At 40.4% G+C, this 16032-nt stretch carries 18 protein-coding genes; 5 read left to right on the plus strand and 13 right to left on the minus strand.

The window, feature by feature from the left end; genetic code table 11:
* Positions 1 to 45: 45 nt before the first annotated feature.
* The 4 genes from CVD28_RS08080 to CVD28_RS08095 all read right to left on the minus strand — a co-directional run bounded on the left by CVD28_RS08080 (position 46) and on the right by CVD28_RS08095 (position 2467).
* Entirely contained in the window at positions 46 to 525 is a 480-nt protein-coding gene (locus tag CVD28_RS08080) for a DinB family protein (protein ID WP_101591861.1), read from the minus strand.
* A 27-nt stretch (positions 526 to 552) separates the two neighbouring features.
* Positions 553 to 930, minus strand: a complete 378-nt coding sequence (locus tag CVD28_RS08085; RefSeq protein WP_101591862.1) for a DUF2750 domain-containing protein — start codon at positions 928 to 930, stop codon at positions 553 to 555.
* Positions 931 to 1037: 107 nt separating this feature from the next.
* Positions 1038 to 1517, minus strand: a complete 480-nt coding sequence (locus CVD28_RS08090) for a DinB family protein (RefSeq protein WP_180954059.1) — start codon at positions 1515 to 1517, stop codon at positions 1038 to 1040.
* A 254-nt stretch (positions 1518 to 1771) separates the two neighbouring features.
* Positions 1772 to 2467 (minus strand): DUF421 domain-containing protein, encoded by a 696-nt coding sequence (locus CVD28_RS08095; RefSeq protein ID WP_180954062.1) that lies wholly within the window; start codon positions 2465 to 2467, stop codon positions 1772 to 1774.
* Positions 2468 to 2679: 212 nt separating this feature from the next.
* Here CVD28_RS08095 and pssA point away from each other — a divergent pair, with 212 nt between their 5' ends.
* Together pssA and CVD28_RS27975 are read left to right on the plus strand one after the other, a co-directional pair.
* The gene (gene pssA, locus CVD28_RS08100) at positions 2680 to 3426 is read left to right on the plus strand and encodes a CDP-diacylglycerol--serine O-phosphatidyltransferase (protein ID WP_101591865.1); all 747 of its coding nucleotides are present in this window, start codon (positions 2680 to 2682) and stop codon (positions 3424 to 3426) included.
* A gap of 91 nt (positions 3427 to 3517) precedes the next feature.
* Positions 3518 to 3688, plus strand: coding sequence for a hypothetical protein (locus CVD28_RS27975; protein ID WP_180954064.1), 171 nt, complete (start codon positions 3518 to 3520; stop codon positions 3686 to 3688).
* A 148-nt stretch (positions 3689 to 3836) separates the two neighbouring features.
* Here the strand turns inward: CVD28_RS27975 and CVD28_RS08105 are convergent, their stop codons facing one another.
* Entirely contained in the window at positions 3837 to 6212 is a 2376-nt protein-coding gene (locus CVD28_RS08105) for an immune inhibitor A domain-containing protein (RefSeq protein ID WP_101591866.1), read from the minus strand.
* Between the two features lie 292 nt (positions 6213 to 6504).
* Between CVD28_RS08105 and CVD28_RS08110 the strand changes: the two genes are divergently transcribed.
* Positions 6505 to 7665 carry a glycosyl hydrolase family 18 protein gene (locus CVD28_RS08110; RefSeq protein ID WP_101591867.1) on the plus strand — a complete coding sequence of 387 codons (1161 nt, stop codon included), beginning with the start codon at positions 6505 to 6507 and terminating at the stop codon, positions 7663 to 7665.
* A gap of 58 nt (positions 7666 to 7723) precedes the next feature.
* On the opposite strand, the gene CVD28_RS08115 is transcribed toward CVD28_RS08110, so the two are convergent.
* From CVD28_RS08115 to CVD28_RS08145, 8 genes are all read right to left on the minus strand, one after another.
* Positions 7724 to 7984 (minus strand): DUF1292 domain-containing protein, encoded by a 261-nt coding sequence (locus CVD28_RS08115; protein WP_101591868.1) that lies wholly within the window; start codon positions 7982 to 7984, stop codon positions 7724 to 7726.
* Between the two features lie 62 nt (positions 7985 to 8046).
* A complete protein-coding gene (gene ligD / locus CVD28_RS08120; protein ID WP_101591869.1) occupies positions 8047 to 8937 on the minus strand; it encodes a non-homologous end-joining DNA ligase in 891 nt (296 codons plus the stop codon).
* A 145-nt stretch (positions 8938 to 9082) separates the two neighbouring features.
* Complete coding sequence (locus CVD28_RS08125; protein ID WP_101591870.1) at positions 9083 to 9511, minus strand: EamA family transporter; 429 nt, start codon at positions 9509 to 9511, stop codon at positions 9083 to 9085.
* Positions 9512 to 9952: 441 nt separating this feature from the next.
* Positions 9953 to 10078: a hypothetical protein gene (locus tag CVD28_RS28645; RefSeq protein ID WP_257985794.1), complete on the minus strand. Its 126-nt coding sequence runs from the start codon at positions 10076 to 10078 to the stop codon at positions 9953 to 9955.
* On the minus strand, positions 10065 to 10346 hold the full coding sequence (locus tag CVD28_RS08130; protein ID WP_142384746.1) for a heavy-metal-associated domain-containing protein: 282 nt from the start codon (positions 10344 to 10346) through the stop codon (positions 10065 to 10067). The genes CVD28_RS28645 and CVD28_RS08130 overlap by 14 nt, the downstream gene beginning before the upstream one ends.
* Positions 10347 to 10351: 5 nt before the next feature.
* Positions 10352 to 10849 (minus strand): DUF1641 domain-containing protein, encoded by a 498-nt coding sequence (locus CVD28_RS08135; protein ID WP_101591872.1) that lies wholly within the window; start codon positions 10847 to 10849, stop codon positions 10352 to 10354.
* Positions 10824 to 13808: a formate dehydrogenase subunit alpha gene (gene fdhF, locus CVD28_RS08140; RefSeq protein ID WP_101591873.1), complete on the minus strand. Its 2985-nt coding sequence runs from the start codon at positions 13806 to 13808 to the stop codon at positions 10824 to 10826. The genes CVD28_RS08135 and fdhF overlap by 26 nt, the downstream gene beginning before the upstream one ends.
* A complete protein-coding gene (locus tag CVD28_RS08145) occupies positions 13805 to 14656 on the minus strand; it encodes a formate/nitrite transporter family protein (RefSeq protein WP_101591874.1) in 852 nt (283 codons plus the stop codon). Before CVD28_RS08145 ends, fdhF begins: the two co-directional genes overlap by 4 nt.
* A 100-nt stretch (positions 14657 to 14756) precedes the next feature.
* Between CVD28_RS08145 and CVD28_RS08150 the strand changes: the two genes are divergently transcribed.
* Both CVD28_RS08150 and CVD28_RS08155 read left to right on the plus strand, forming a co-directional pair.
* Complete coding sequence (locus CVD28_RS08150) at positions 14757 to 14975, plus strand: hypothetical protein (protein WP_101591875.1); 219 nt, start codon at positions 14757 to 14759, stop codon at positions 14973 to 14975.
* A gap of 288 nt (positions 14976 to 15263) precedes the next feature.
* A complete protein-coding gene (locus tag CVD28_RS08155; protein WP_257985795.1) occupies positions 15264 to 16013 on the plus strand; it encodes a uracil-DNA glycosylase family protein in 750 nt (249 codons plus the stop codon).
* Positions 16014 to 16032 lie beyond the last annotated feature (19 nt).

The raw sequence follows: 16032 nt of genomic DNA on the forward strand, positions 1-16032 counted from the left end.
GTGGGACTGGTTCCTTTTTTTATCAAATAGTACAGCAGCATTGTGTTATTGTTGTTTGCTAAGACTGCGGCCAATTAAATTTGCTGATACAGGCACCTTTCCTATTTCCCTTGCCCAGACCGACAATTGCCCAATATGATGGATTTCATGGGCAGCAGCATGTCTCATTACTTCGCCCCATGAATAAGCTGCAATTTGTCCGTCATGGCGGGGAACGTGAAGAATACGATTCTCCATACTCTCCTCCCATCTATTAACAAACTCTTGCACCTCTGGGCGAAATGCTGCGTCTAATTCGCGAACCTTTTTTAAACTCCTAAATTGCTCAAACTTTTCCTGAAAATCTGATTCGCCTTGAAGAAGTCGGATCCAACTCCATTCCACATCAATTATGTGAAACAAAGTTTTTAAAATTCCCCCAACCCCGCCAGTTCTCGTCTCTAGAAGATCTTCTTCACTTATCTGCTCACAACTCTTAAACCATTCTTCCCTTACCATCCAGTTATAATGAAACATCATTTTCAATTACCGTTCTCCTCCTGCGGAACAAATCTAATATTGCTCTAATTCCTTGTTTAAATCACTTACTAAAATGTCTGTTTCCACTACTGCAGAATCTTTATTATTAAAAAAAATAGAAAGACGTATTTTATCTTCCTTTAGACTTATAATATATTCATCTATGAATTCATAAATATTGATGTTTTCTGCAATATAGGTTTTCCACTCGCCATTTTTGCAGGCTTCAGCATACTCCTTGAATGGCCAAAGCGGAAGCAGCAGCTCATCATTTTCATTTCCCGATAAAGCGACTTCTCCTTCATTCGTCAGTACCCATACTTCTTCAAAATCTGCCGCCCGCTTAATGAAATATTCATATCTTACCTGAACAGGTGAATGGAAAACTGCTTCAAACTCTTTCGGACTCATACGTCATCTCCCTTCCTTTAATAAGGCTTTACTCTGCCGTCGTAAAAAAATAAACAATAATATATAAACCTTTTAAAATTGCACCAGGTTACATAATTAAAAAGGAACTAATTTTTCCCTATTTCCCTCAAATAAAAGATGTAGTCAGTGGATATGCTTTTTTTCCCTAATGCCCAAAGCATTGCTGTGATATTTCCTCTATGGTATGTACCGTGGTTTGTCAGATGAATGATAATATCATTAAGTACATTTTGAAATTCAGTGCCGGAAGAATTTTTATAGGTAATCTTTTTAGATAAATCAGCTTTTCTTAAATATTCATCCATCGACTGGAACAATTTATTTATTTGTTCCTTAACGACATTTATATCAGTAAATTCTATTGGTGCTAAAATCCCTTCGTGGCCTGTAATTCTGTTAAACCAAAGCTGGTCAACTGAAAGGATATGACTGACCGTTTCACTTAAAGATGAAAAAACACTGTCCACTCTTTCGTTAAAGACGTCCTGGCAATTTTCTGCAATATAATTGATCAGCCTGTTAGTAGCCCAGTTATGATAATGAAACAGTAGTTTGGTATTTTCCATTTTGTAACCCCCTAGTATTGTCATGAAATAGGATGTATTAGAAAATTCTTAATATTTGCAGTTTCTATACACAGAATAACATTTATGCGGATTTATGGTAATGTATAAAATTTATGGATACATAGCTTTTGGTTATAACATATAGGGAAATTAACTTATAAAAAATGGAAATAACAAAAGGCGGATTCAGGTTTACCAATCCGCTGTGGGGTTTTTCACTTTTCTGCCTTGAAGCACTATTTATATACCTTTTGTTAGCTTTTTTGAGTTGGAAAGTCTTGAAAAAAATCTAAAAACAGCTTTCCATTTGTTCCTGCAACGGCATAGCTAACATCACTTATTGTGATATTGCGCCTTTTTAACTCATCATTTAATTGTTTTATGTACCATTCATTGTGAGCATCCTGTTTTATCATTTTTCCATCCATAATTAATTCTATTGGAATCATACTTGGCTGGGGAGCCAAATGTAAATCTTTTGCAGTGATATTGCGGTATTGCGGCTTTTTTAGAACAGATAAAGAACCGTTCACCTCTAATACTGCTTGCTCTACTTCTTCAATATCAAACACATCTTTTTGCCTTAAAGCCTGTGTAAGGGAATCCAAGGAATATCCCATTTGCTGCATATTTGTTTCCAAGACTAGACCCTGGTCAATAACTGTTGTTGGCTTTCCGGAAATCCATTGCCTATATTTTCTGCTTTTTAGGGCAATCGCATTTAAAATAATTACAATTAAGCCCATTGTAACAATAGAGAGGATAAAATAGAAAAAGCGTATTTTAATATTAAAAGCCAGATTTCCTGCAATTGTGCCCATTGTTATGGAAGCGATATACAGATGGTATGTCTTTTGGGCAATTACCTGTTTCCCATATATTTGTACAAATAACCATAGTAAGACGAAGGCGGTTAAAGTCCTGATGATTATTTCCACTGATCCTGTCATGAACATTCCACCCCTGCTGAAAACTTTAGGCTGATAGTATGGCACCACCTAAAATTCTTTATTCATCTGTCTCCTTTTTATTAAACAACCACATCTTTTTGCTGTATATTAGAGCTTATCTTCAAAAACAATAAAACTCGTAATGTTTACCAGCTCAAAAAAGGTTAAAATAATAGGGGAGAGATTATAAAACCAAACAAAGAAGGTGTATGATGAAGAAACATATTCCTAATTTATTTACTTTCGGGAATCTATTTTGCGGCTTTTTATCCATTCCATATATAATCCATGATGATTTACGAAATGCAACAATCTTAATTTTTATTGCAATCATGCTGGATGCTGTTGATGGAAGAATAGCCAGGATACTTGGTGTATCAAATGCGATTGGAAAAGAACTTGATTCGCTGGCAGATATCGTATCGTTCGGGGTGGCACCCGCTTTCCTGGCTGCACAGACTTATTTTTATGAACTTGATATGTATGGGGTAATTATGTCCGGATTATTTCCGCTGTTTGGTGCTTACCGGTTAGCACGATTCAATATAACGTCTGCAGAAGAGTCGCTTAAGCACTTTAAGGGAATTCCAATCACTCTTGCAGGCGGAATTGTCACCTTCTTAACACTTTTTGTAGATGATATTCCGCTATGGGTCTTTATTTTGCTATTTTTTGGCCTTTGCTTTTTTATGGTCAGCCGGATAAAAATCCCAAGCATGAAGAAGCTGGGACTTCCTTTGCCGAAATACAGCGTTCTCATAACTTTATTCTTATTCTATATGTTCTACTTAGTCGCTAAATCAAGGTTTGAAAATGTACCTGCTTTCTTTTACGTAGCATTATTTATTTATATATTGTTTATCACAGTAAGATATATAAAAGAAAAAGAACCCAAATTCGCTATTAGAAGAAGAAACTTCCGCCTGCCAAAACGGCTATTTAAAAGGAAGAAAAAATAGGTTAAAACATTCATTTTTGTGATGAATAGGTAAATCTTTGTTTTATCATACTAAAACAGACAGAAAATTCATTGCAAAAGAGGTCGTTAAAATGGTTAATGAAGATAAAGAAAAATTTATCAGAATTCAGCAGCAGCATAAATCCCATAAAAGTGACGGTACTGGAGTGGAGCAAAAACGAGGCTTTGCCGACCCGAAATTTGAAGGCAACAACGGAACTGATATAGCACCTGGTGCGGAAGGACGTAAATATCCGCTATGATCCCGGTATAAATCAGTTCAACTATAATGCGGTTTGTATAATGAAACAATTGAGCGGTTTTGCGCTCGGCATTACCCGCTTACATATCTTCAACAAAAAAAACAGCCTGCTTCCTTTGTATAAAGGAATCAGGCTGTTTATTTAGAACTTATTTTTTGATCCAAACAGCACCGGCAGAGTTATCTTTTGCTTCACCGATTACCTGGAATTTTAAACCATGCTTTGGAACTTTGCGTCCAGCATCTGGAATCAAAGTGTTCATATAAGTCTTAGAATCATCAAAAGCTGTTACCCCTGGAAGACCTTTGTAGTCAAAAATACCACGAGTTGGAGAATCGACATACCAAGCTGGTGACTTGTCTAAAGAAAATGCTGAGTCAGCAATTTGGTAGCGTGTGCTTTGAGCAGTAGTTTTTTTACCATTCAGAGTTCCAACGATTGCTTCAGGGTGGGCATCAACTACTCCAAGGAATCCTTCACCAGGGTGAACTCCAGTCCAGTTATCAGTAAAGCTTGAATCAGCGTACCATACTACTAACCCTGTGTTGTACTTAACGCCGCGGGAGAATGCAAGTGCCTTATCGGAACCAGCATAGTTTCTCCACTCAAGGTAGTAGTTGTGATCCTTCAAGAAGATACCGTTTGTCTGGATAAATCCATCCAGTGTAACTCCAGAAGTTCCTTCGGCGCCGTCAGTAAATACAACATTGCCATCAACTGTCAACTTAAGTTCGTCCATCGCAAAACCTTCAGGAGCCAAGCCACCGTCAGTTACATAATCAAATGTAAGCTTAACTTTCTTGCCGGCAAATTGACTTAGGTCATATTCTTTGTCAACCCAAGTTCCGCTTGTAGTTTCCATACCGTCTGCAGTGTTTTCATCACCAATAACATCTAATTCAACTTCTTGGCCATCATTTGTGACAGCATTTACATAAACATAATCATAATCGAATTCAACTTCGAAATTGGCTTTATAAGAAAACTTTGTATTTGTTGCATTCGTTAAATCAAATTCAGGAGTTTCAAGTGTAGTATGAAGATCATCACCTTTTTGGCTGTAGTAATATTTGCTGCCAAATTCAGTTTGGATTCCTTTTACTTCCTTCTTCGGAAGATTTACTTTCACGATTCCTGCATTTTTAGACTTGGTTACACTCTGATCGATAACCGCAGCGACACCGTTTTCATCGATATCTTGGTAATCGACTTCTGTAATGTTTGCCCAATTGCCACCCATTACCTTTTGGAAAAATTCTTTGTTTTGCGGTGAAAAGCTAGTTGGTGTAGTTCCTGCAATATTTCCATTCCAGCTGCCGCCGCTCATGATGGACCAGGATGCAACAGGCTCACCTTGGCCGCTATAGACTGTATCATACTCATCCGGCAGACCTAGGTCATGGCCGAATTCGTGTGCAAATACGCCAACTGCACCATCCTCAGGTTCAATCGTGTAATCGTATGCTGCCATCTTTCCGCCCCAATAATCAACTTTTGCTTTGGTATCGGCTACAGGATATACACCATTAAGCGTCCAGCGGTGTGACCAGATTGCATCGTCGCCGAGCTTACCGCCGCCGGCTTCCTGGCCAACACCGGCGTGAAGCACCATTAAGTGGTCAACTAGGCCGTCCGGCTCGTTCTGGTTTCCATCACCATCAAGGTCATAAAGATCAAATTCATCATAATCAGCAAGGTTAATACCTGAATCAACAGCAGCATTCAAAGCGTCCTTAACAAGGCCACGCGGTCCTTTTGTTCCTGGTGCATTGTCGTGGCCTCCGTTAGCATCACTGCCATATTCTTTATAATTCCCTGGCACTGTGAGCCAGTCAGAAACTGTACCGTCAACAGTGTAGCTGCCGCCAGACTGCTCTTCATAATATTGCTTAAAGGTTTTAATTTTTTCGCCATTGAATAATGTAAAATCTTCATCACCAAACAACATTTTTTCATAATGCTGTTGGTTAAAGTCGTCAGCATACATATAGCCAGGTTCCTGATCGATGTTGTTATGCTTAAAGTCAGCATACTCAACTAGAAGAACTAATACCTTATCCTCGCGAACACCGCCATTGTATGCTGCCTGCTTAGCAGAGTCTACTTTAACTGCCCCAGTCGGCTTTCCTTTCTTAAAGTTTTTGTGGCCTTTATCAAGCTGCTTTTTAAGCTTGTCCTTTTGCTTGGTAAGGAAGTCCTTGCTTTTTTTATCTATTTCATGCTGATGTGAGTCTTTTCCAGACTTCCCCTTTACTGACTTTTGGGCTATGTACTTCTTTACAGCCTTAGTCGCCTCTTCTTTTGTCGCATTCTTGGAAATTAATCCTCTATCTTTCAAAGCTTTTACCAAGCGATCTTCATCGACAATATTTAGGTCGATCGGTGCGGATTCGATTGACGCTGCGGAAACTTGTTTTGGTGCAAAGGTACTTCCGGCAAATGAGCCTACGAATAATGAGGAAGCAACGATTGTACTTGCAGTAACAGTAGATAAAACTTTAAGTGCTTTGTTCTTCTTCTGCAAAAAATATTCCCCCTAAAAAGTGTTATTTAGTTGTGATATCAATATTAATATAGGGTTTGGAATATTGTAAATATTTTTATTAATTGGAATTAAAAGATAGTTCAAACATACCTAAGTGCACTAAAATCCGCATTAAAAGACAGGAATAATTACCCACAAAGAAGATATTATATAGTCCTAATTTTGGTAAATTTGTATTTTGCGAGGTTTATATTACCAACTGCTGATAGAGTCATTTTTTGTTACAATCTTAAGAGTAAATTGAGCGAGATTGTAAGAGAGGTAAATATTTATGAGGAAAATTCCGATCCTTGTTGGATTGTTTGTTTTTGCCGCTTTTTGCTGCGGTTTTTTGGGTGGAGTTTTATACTCTGAACAATTTAAACATCCGACAAAAGAAGCTGAACCGGTCTACCATTCGAAAAAAAGTCCGGCAAGCAAGCAAAAACCAGAAATAAAGCTGTCAAATAAGAAAGTGTTAATAGGCTATGTACAGGATTTCCGCGATCCGGCTTCCATTGATTATTCTCATATGACTCATGCGATATTTTCTTTTGCTCATCCGGCGAAGGATGGCAATCTCTTGCTAAATGGTGATTTGGCCATGCAAAACCTGCGATCAACCGTTGAAATAGCGCATAAGTATAATACTAAGGTAATTCTTGCGGTAGGCGGCTGGTATCATATTCAGGGCGGGGAATCCTATGAATATTTTAAAACGGCGATAGCAGATCCGTCTTCCCGGATGAAACTGGTCAATGAGCTAATGGGCATAATTGAACGCGAAAAACTGGATGGGGCCGATATTGATTTTGAACATCCACGCTCAATAGAAGATGCAAGAAACCTTTCCCTCTTTACAAGAGCTTTAAGTGAAAGGCTGCATCGGCAGGATAGAGAATTATCGATAGCGGTTTACTCAAAGGTTCATAGTGTTACCGGAACAGAAATAAAGTCGGTAGTTTTTGAGCCGGAGATGTTTCAGTATGTTGATCATGTAAATATTATGGCGTACGATGGCCAGTACGACGCAGGGTATGATGCTGCGTATCTTTCGCCTTACACTTTTGCTGCAAATGCTGTCGAATATTGGTCCGGCTTATTTGAATCACACAAGCTCCCAAAGCAGAAGCTAGTTCTGGGCGTCCCGGTTTATGCCCAGCCCGAAGAACAGTCAATAAAGCAGGTTTCGTTTGCAGCCATAATCGAAAAGGATCCTGCAAATGAGAAGCTTGACACTGTTAGCATGAATGGTACGACCTATCACTATAACGGAAAAGTCACTATCCAGAAGAAAACTAAACTTGCAATGGATCATGGTTTTGGCGGTATGATGCTATGGGAAGCAGGCCATGATGCAAGAGGAGCAAACAGTATAACCAAAACTATTTCAGAAGAGTTGGCGAATGCGGAAATAGACTCAAGACAGCAATATTATGTTAAGAACAAATAAAGCAGAGGGGCACTTTGCCTCTCTGCTTTATTTGATTTGAAGCCTTAATATTTAATGATTAATCTTCCATTACTTCTGTAAATGCAGCGGAAACTTTGTTAAATTCTTCTTCACTTTCAATCGCTGAAAAATCGCCATCAGGATCAACTTTTAAGAAGAATACATCAATTTCTTCGTTTTCCTCTTGAATGTCTTCCACAAAACTTACGGCTGCGTACTGTGTACCTTCAACGTTTATTGTTCCAAGTACTTCAACGTCCTGTTCTTCTCCATCTTCATCTGTAATGGTGAAAATTTCACCCTCTTCAATCGGTTCCATTTCCATCTCTCCTCTCACAATGTAAATTAGCACTACTATTTATTTTCCCATAAAAAGACAAGTTAATGCTTTATAAATGCCAATATTTCATCTAAGCCCTGATTTTGTTTATTGGTCGTCACCAACTGGAACAAATCGCCCTTTTCCTGAATTCTTTGCTTTATGTTTAAAATAGTGTATTCAGACGGCACGAAACCATGTTCTACCTCTCCCCACGTAAGGGGGGCAGCAACGGTTGCTTTTGGTTTAGCCCGGGGCGAGTATACAGCAGGCATGGTTCTCCCTCTCCAAAGCTGCAGGTAGTCAAAATAAAGCTTGTTTCCCCTTTTTTCGACGAGCCTTTCAAGCGTCAGTTTTTCAGGCATTTTTTCCAGAAAATAATTCGCAATAAATTCATTTATTTTTCTACTCTCCTCAAATGTGTAGTCAGCTGCTATCGGCACAAAAATTTGCATTCCTGAAGAACCGGAAGTTCTCGGAACCGATTCAAGCCCAAGTGAATTAAGCAGGTGATACAACTCAATAGCTACTTCCAAAACCAGCTCAAAGCTTTGATCATCTGGAGGATCCAAATCAAACACCAATTCTTGTGGAAAATCCGTTTTTTTATATATGTCAAATGGCACGTGAAATTCCAATGCCCCATAGTTGGCGGCCCAAATGAGTGTCGATTTATTGTTTAGCAGAATCCTCTGTTTTTCCTTATATAAAGTACTGGAAACCCAGTCTGGTGCCTTGCTTGGCAGCGATCTCTTTTCGATTCTTTTACCTTCTATTCCATGCGGATAAATCCAGATCATTAACAATCTGTCTCTTGCATGTTCGATAAGATATGGGGCTACATCAAGCAGGTAGCGGATGTATTCTAATTTGGTTATGCCCTGCTCCTTCCAGATGATCTGGTCAGGGTTGGTTATTGCTATACGATTATCATCAATGATCAGCTCTTCCATTGCTGAAGCTCCCCTTTTTCCTATATTTTCAGTGGAATTTATGGAAACTATGTATCATTTAGGAGATTGGAGACTGAGTTTAAGTAATTTTAGTCAAATAAAATCAGCTTGCGACCCAAGCTGATTTCCATCCGAAAATAGTTAATTAATTTAATGCAGTTAAAACAACACCAATGGCAATAAGGGCAACTCCGACCCCATTCACTATGCTTATCCTCTCACCAAAGAATAATATTGCTGCCACTGTGGCAATAACTACGCTAAGTTTATCAATTGGTGCTACCTGAGAAATTTTTCCAACTTTCAATGCCATGAAGTAAAAAAGCCATGAAGTGGCCCCCGCTATCCCGCTGAGAATAATAAAAAGAAACGTTTTCTTTTGGCTGATGATTTCAGGGATTTTGCCTAAGTTCCCCTCGAAAGCCACTACTCCTATTAAAAAGATGGCCATGATTATCGCTCTAACAGCGGTAGCTGTATTCGGATCAAAATTTTTTAGGCCAATTTTCCCAAAAATGCTGACCAGCGCTGCGGAAACAGCAGCAAGTAATGCGTAAATTAGCCAGAGAGGCATGAATGTTCCCCCTTTATATTCGCTAAGGATTAAGTATTACAGCAGTTGTTATTATTTGCATGTTTTGGGTTGTTCACTCATAGTACGACTGTCATTATTTGAACTATCCAATACGGAGCGTATTATGACCCTCACTCTATGGGATAACTCAGAGGATTCTTAAATAATCTGAGAAAAAATGCGGTATTTGTCTAACTTTGACTATCCCCATTTCAATCATGTTTCTGCAAAAATAACAATATAAATCCTTAATCTTGACCTAATAAAGACGTCTTCAGATAAGGTTCGACGGTTAATGAAAATCCTGGTTTTAAAATTGAGAGCATAGATTACCAATCGTTTTATTCTTGGTGAATCGAAACAGGTCCTTCTGAGCAGTCTAACGATTTTGACTAATATTCCAAAAAAACAACCCGGCATGAGAGCCAGGTTATTTTGCTTTTATTCGAATGAAAGGATTCGGTCATCCCTGCAGGTTTCACAAATATGAATCAGCTTTCGGTAATTAGCTTCTTCTTCTAGAACGTCCATTTCTTCTTTAGCTCCGCAGATTTCACATACTTTCATTTGATTCACCCCGATTCACCAAATTTTGATTGTCAGCGGGAGTATGCTGATCATGGGCTATTTGATACCCGGAATCCAGGATTGCTTGTTCAAAGTCGATAGCGGAAGCCATACGTTTATCGTATGTAAACATGGCCTGGTTTTTCGACAAGTTTACTTCCGCTCGAGATACTCCCCATACCTCTAGCAAGGCATTCATAATTGTATCTGCATCCTTCTGGCTGACCATATCCTTTACCACAAACACACCTGTTTCCAATGCAGCCACCCTTTCTACTCGTTGTGTTTCTTGTTATGCAGGAATGCTTCGCCCATTCCTTCCATAAAATCGACCATTGCTGTCATAGCGGCCCGTATTTCTGGGCTTCGAAGCCTCCGCCTCATTTTCCAAATGCTCTGCTTTTCCCCTTCTTGGCCGGTTTTCGATAAACGTTTCATCCCGAGTCCGACACCATTCATAACGGTTTCCAGCTGTCCAAGCTGTAGGGTGCTTAAAAACTGGATACCGAACATTCCGGCTTTAATTACATTATGGGTTGCCGGCTGATTAAGCTGCTGCATGGCAATTGCCCCTACTTCTGTCCGGTTGTCCAGCATTCCTCTAAGTGCATCGAAAATTCCCATATCATTTAGGCCTTTCATTACTTGAATCCCGGCTATAACTGCATCTTTATTCTCAGTGAGCTGTCTCATCAAATCCGCTGCAGCCTGTGCCTGCTCTTCTTCGACATTTGGAGCTTGCTTGCTAATTTGCCTGATTGCCCTGGCCATATTCATCCCCCCTTATTTGATACAGTTCTTCAATCGGTGTGAAATCGGCGCGATTCCATTTTTCTTCAACCTTGACGCTAATTTGCGGTATTCTGTTTCCATAGCGGTGGTTATGGTCCGGAAGCGGTGATTCTCCCTCTGCTTCTATCACTTCCATTTTTACACCCATCTCCTTATAGGCAGGAGTATGTGTAATATAATCATGGTAGCTGCTTGTCAGATAGTTAACCGCCTTGCTGTCATCACGTGTATTCATCGGCAGATAAACTTCTTTGCCTTTCACCCTGTCCGTAACAATAACCCTTACTTCAACGTGGCCATAAGGTGAAGTAAGTCCAACCAAAGTACCGTCCTGAAGGTTTCTTTCCTTAGCAAGCTCAAGTGATACCTCCAGCCATGTATCAGGCACCTTATGGGTTAAGCCCTCATTGCGGTAAGTCATATTGCCTTCATGGAAGTGCTCAAGAATACGGCCATTATTTAAATGCAGATCATACTCTTCATCTAGGTCAACTGCTGGTGGTGTCCAGTCCACAGCAACAAGACGTGCCTTGCCATCCGGGAATGCAAATTTTTCTGTATATAACAATGGCGTATCTTTGCCGTCAGCTGCTACTGGCCATACTAGAGATTCAAATCCTTCCAGTCGCTCATAGCTTACTCCTGCAAATATCGGTGCAAGGCTGGCGGCTTCATCCATGATTTCACTTGGATGCTTATAATTCCAATTTGCGCCGAGACGGTTGGCGACCTCCTGGATGATTTCCCAGTCAGGTTTTGAGTCACCCAGCGGTTCAAGTACTTTATAAAAGCGCTGAATCCGGCGTTCTGTGTTTGTAAAGGTCCCATCTTTTTCAAGGCTAGGAGCAGCAGGCAGTACAACATCTGCAAATTGGGCTGTTTTACTGAAGAAGATGTCCTGAACGACGAAGAACTCTAATTTTTCAAATGCAGCCTGAACAAAATTAGAATTGGCATCCACCAATGCCATCTCTTCTCCGAATAGATACAGCGCTTTTAACTCATCCTTATGCATTCCTTCAACCATTTGATGATTATCGTATCCTGGTTCTGATGGGATGGTTGTTCCCCATGCTTTTTCATAACGCTCCCGTACCTTAGGGCTCTGTACTGGCTCATATCCAGGGAACCATGCCGGCATTGTCCCAAAATCGCAGGCACCTTGGACATTGTTATGGCCTCTTAAAGGATAAGCCCCTGTTCCAGTACGGCCATAATTACCAGTAATTAATAAAAGGTTAGAGATGGCTGTACTTGCATCTGTTGCCCCGGAATGCTGTGTGATGCCCATCGCCCATAAAATACAGGTCGATTTAGCCTCATGAATTGTTGTGGCAACGGTAATCATTTGTTCTTTTGTTACACCAGTCTTCTCTTCTGCATATTCCAATGTGAATTTATCAAGCGATTTTACGAATTCTTCATAGTTGTTTACTCGCTGTTCAAGAAAATCCTTCGCTTCCCAGCCCATGTCGAGGATATATTTAGTAACGGCATTGATCCAGATTAGATCCGTACTTGGTTTCGGGTGGACAATCAAATCGGCGCGCTGGGCCAGTTCATGTTCCCGAATATCCGCAACAATTAATTTTTGCCCATGCAGCTTATGCGCACGTTTAACGCGGGTGGCCAGTACTGGGTGTGATTCTGCTGGGTTTGCCCCAATAACGATAATTAATTCCGCGGCTTGTATATCATGAATGGTTCCTGCATCTCCGCCATGGCCAACAGTTCTGAGCAGTCCTGCAGTTGCCGGTGACTGGCAGTATCGGGAACAATTATCTACATTGTTGGTTCCAATTATTCCCCGGGCTAATTTTTGGAAAATATAATTCTCTTCATTAGAACATTTGGATGATGCGATAAAACCAAGGGCACTCGCTCCATATTTCTCTTTTACCCCACCAAGCTTTTCGGCGATAAGATCAAGCGCTTCATCCCATGTGGCCTCTACAAATTCGTCGCCTTTTCGGATCAATGGTTTTGTCAGCCGTTCCTCACTGTTGACGAAATCCCAGCCCCATTTACCTTTAACACATGTAGAAATTCCGTTAACCGGTGCTTCCTCCAGCGGCTGAATTCTCAAAATGTCCCTGTCCTTGGTCCACACTTCAAAGCTGCAGCCAACGCCGCAGTATGTACATACAGTTTTCGTACGCTTGATACGGGACTTCCTCATGGCAGCTTCCACTTCGGATATCGCAAAGATCTCTCTGTATCCTGGCTCAACCTCTTTTGTCATATCTATCATTGGGGCCAAAATTTTAGGAGGTATTCCGGTGAGATATCCTGCTTCTCCCAGCATTGATTTTTCCATCAATGCATTACATGGGCAAACATTTACACAATGCCCGCAGGATACGCATGAAGATTCATCAATCGGAACGTCATTATCCCAGATAACCCGCGGTACTTTTCGGCTCCAGTCAATGGTTAATGTTTCGTTTACCTGCAGATCCTGGCAGGCCTCAACACAGCGCCCGCATAAAATACACTGATCAGGCTCGTACCTGTAGAACGGATGTGAATTATCCGGAGGGTATGGCTTTGCCTCAAACGGATACTTCTGATGCGCCAAGCCCATATGTTCTACTGTATTATGGATAGTACAATTTCCGTTATTGTTATCGCACACCGTACAATAAAGCTCGTGATTTTTTAAAATCCTGGAAATACCTTCATATTGAGCTTCCTGCACAGGTTCGGATAGCGTTTCTACCTTCATGCCTGGCTGAGCCTTTGTTACACAAGATCTAACCAGTTCACCGCCGGCATTTACAAAGCATGTATCGCATGTCTGGATTGTTCCTAAATTGGGGTGATAACAAATGGCAGGAATAAAAAGGTCCCCTGCCTTTGCAACTTCCAAAATGGATTGCCCTGGCTCAGCAGTATACTCTTTGCCGTTAATCTCGATTGAAAAATTTGATTCTGTCATTCTTCTGCCTCCCTCATATTCCGGAGATTAATGTTAGATTTCGTTGTTTCCTTTGTTGGCACTGGTGTATCACTTGGCGAGCCTTCTGCCAAATAAACAAACCAGTAAACGAAGCCTACCAATAATGAGCCTCCGACCACGTTACCCAGAAAGACGGGTATGAAGTTACGTAAGTAGTCAAGCCAAGTAAAATGTCCCGCAAAAATGGCTGCTGGGATCAGGAACATGTTGGCAACCACGTGCTGAAAACCGATTGCAACGAATGCCATGATTGGGAACCAGATAGCGAGTATTTTTCCACTGATCTCCTCTGACCCATAGGAGAGCCACATGCCTAGGCCCACCAGCCAGTTACAGCCAATCGCAGAAAAGAAGGCCTGCCAAAAATTCTCATCCAGTTTCGCCTGTGCAATGGCGACGGTTTTATCCAAAAACGGACCATGTTCCGTAAGTCCTACTAAATGCCCGAATACATAAGCAACAAAGAGTGCTCCAATAAAGTTGCTGATAGTAATCCAAAACCAATTGGATGCCAATTTATTCAAAGTTACTTTTCTTGACAGACAGGCAATGGACACGGCCATCATATTCCCGGTTACCAGCTCCCCGCCGGCAATTACAACTAACATGAGCCCCAGCGGAAATACGGAAGCACCTAAAAAGGTGCCAAAGGAGCCCCAATTTTCGGGCAGATTTCCAATAACCCTTATATCCAGAAGAAACCCAAGAGAAATAAAAGCACCTCCAAGAAAACCAAGAAATAGCATGCTCCGGAGCGGGAGTTCTGTTTTCTTTTTTCCAAGGTCTGCTGCAATACTGGCAATTTTCTTCGGTGGGTGAAATCCCATTAGCAACCCTCCTAATTCTTTTTCAGATAATATTATTTACCGTTTTGGGAAAATTATTTAAAGTTAGCAATATTATTATTTACGAAAGAAGGGTTACAGATTGGATAAGGATAAATTATTACAAAGGGCACAATCTATGATTATGTCTTCAAGCAAAAATCCAAAACAAATGATAATATCAACGGTTAAAATGGCGGACATATTGAAAGTAGATTCTTCAGAGGTTGACCGGGGGCTGCGTGAGCTTGTTGAGGAAGGACGATTGCAGAAAGAAAGAATGACAGAACCGCCGCATCATGATATATATTTTCTTCCTTAGCCTCTAAGGTCCACATAAAAAGCGGAACAAGACTACTTTCCTCTTGTTCCGCTTTTTTATTATTTATCCTAAAGTTGGTTAATTGCATTAATTAACCATACCTCTTCTTGTTTTTCCTTGCTCATATATTCAGTCTCCTTTAAGTGTACGCAGGAGATTGGATTCTTTCTTTCATTGATAGGTAATTTTTTCGCGAATTTTATATTAGCAAAAAAGCTGGTTATCCCGGGTAGGAATGAGGTAATTTTGTATATTAGCACAGAAACTATTCAAAAAGGTGATTAAATTTTGTTAAATCAATACAACTCATTAAAGCATTTTATGGATTCAATCCGACAATTGCCGCTGGACCGTCCGCTAACAAAACAAGATTTATTAACCGAGGAATTTTTAATGGAGAAGAATGCGGATTTGGAGATGTTTTTTACCCCGCATAATGAATATATAAACCGAGAGGCCAGGATCGTTGTTGTCGGGATCACCCCGGGATGGACACAGATGAAAGCGGCATTTGAACAGGCAGTGTCGAGCTTGAATGAAGGGGCTTCACTTGAAAAAATTGCAAAATCGGCCAAAATGGCTGCAAGTTTTTCCGGGACGATGAGAATAAATTTAATTGAGATGCTGGATCAATGCGGTATTGCCCGTGTAATAAATTGCCATAGTACCGAAATGCTGTTTTCCAAGAAACGCCATCTTTTGCATACAACCTCTACCATTAAATATCCGGTATTCTTCCATAATCAAAACTATAATGGGTACCGGCCTAGAATAGAGTCTTCAACACTGCTAACAAAGTATGCTTATGAGGTTTTTCCAAGGGAATTGGCCGAACTTAAACAGGATATTCTCATTATCCCCCTTGGCAAAACTGTAGAACAGATCATCCGAACCGTTATTACTGAAGAAAAGTTAAATGGGTATATTTTATCGGGTTTTCCTCATCCATCAGGTGCAAATGGCCACCGAAAAAAACAATTTGAGGAGAATCTGGGCCAATTAAAACAATCTGTAAAAAAATGGTCGGAAAAGTTTTAGTATTACACTCTGAGGCAGA

The organism is Bacillus sp. M6-12, assembly GCF_002860285.1.
GTDB lineage: Bacteria > Bacillota > Bacilli > Bacillales > DSM-1321 > Peribacillus.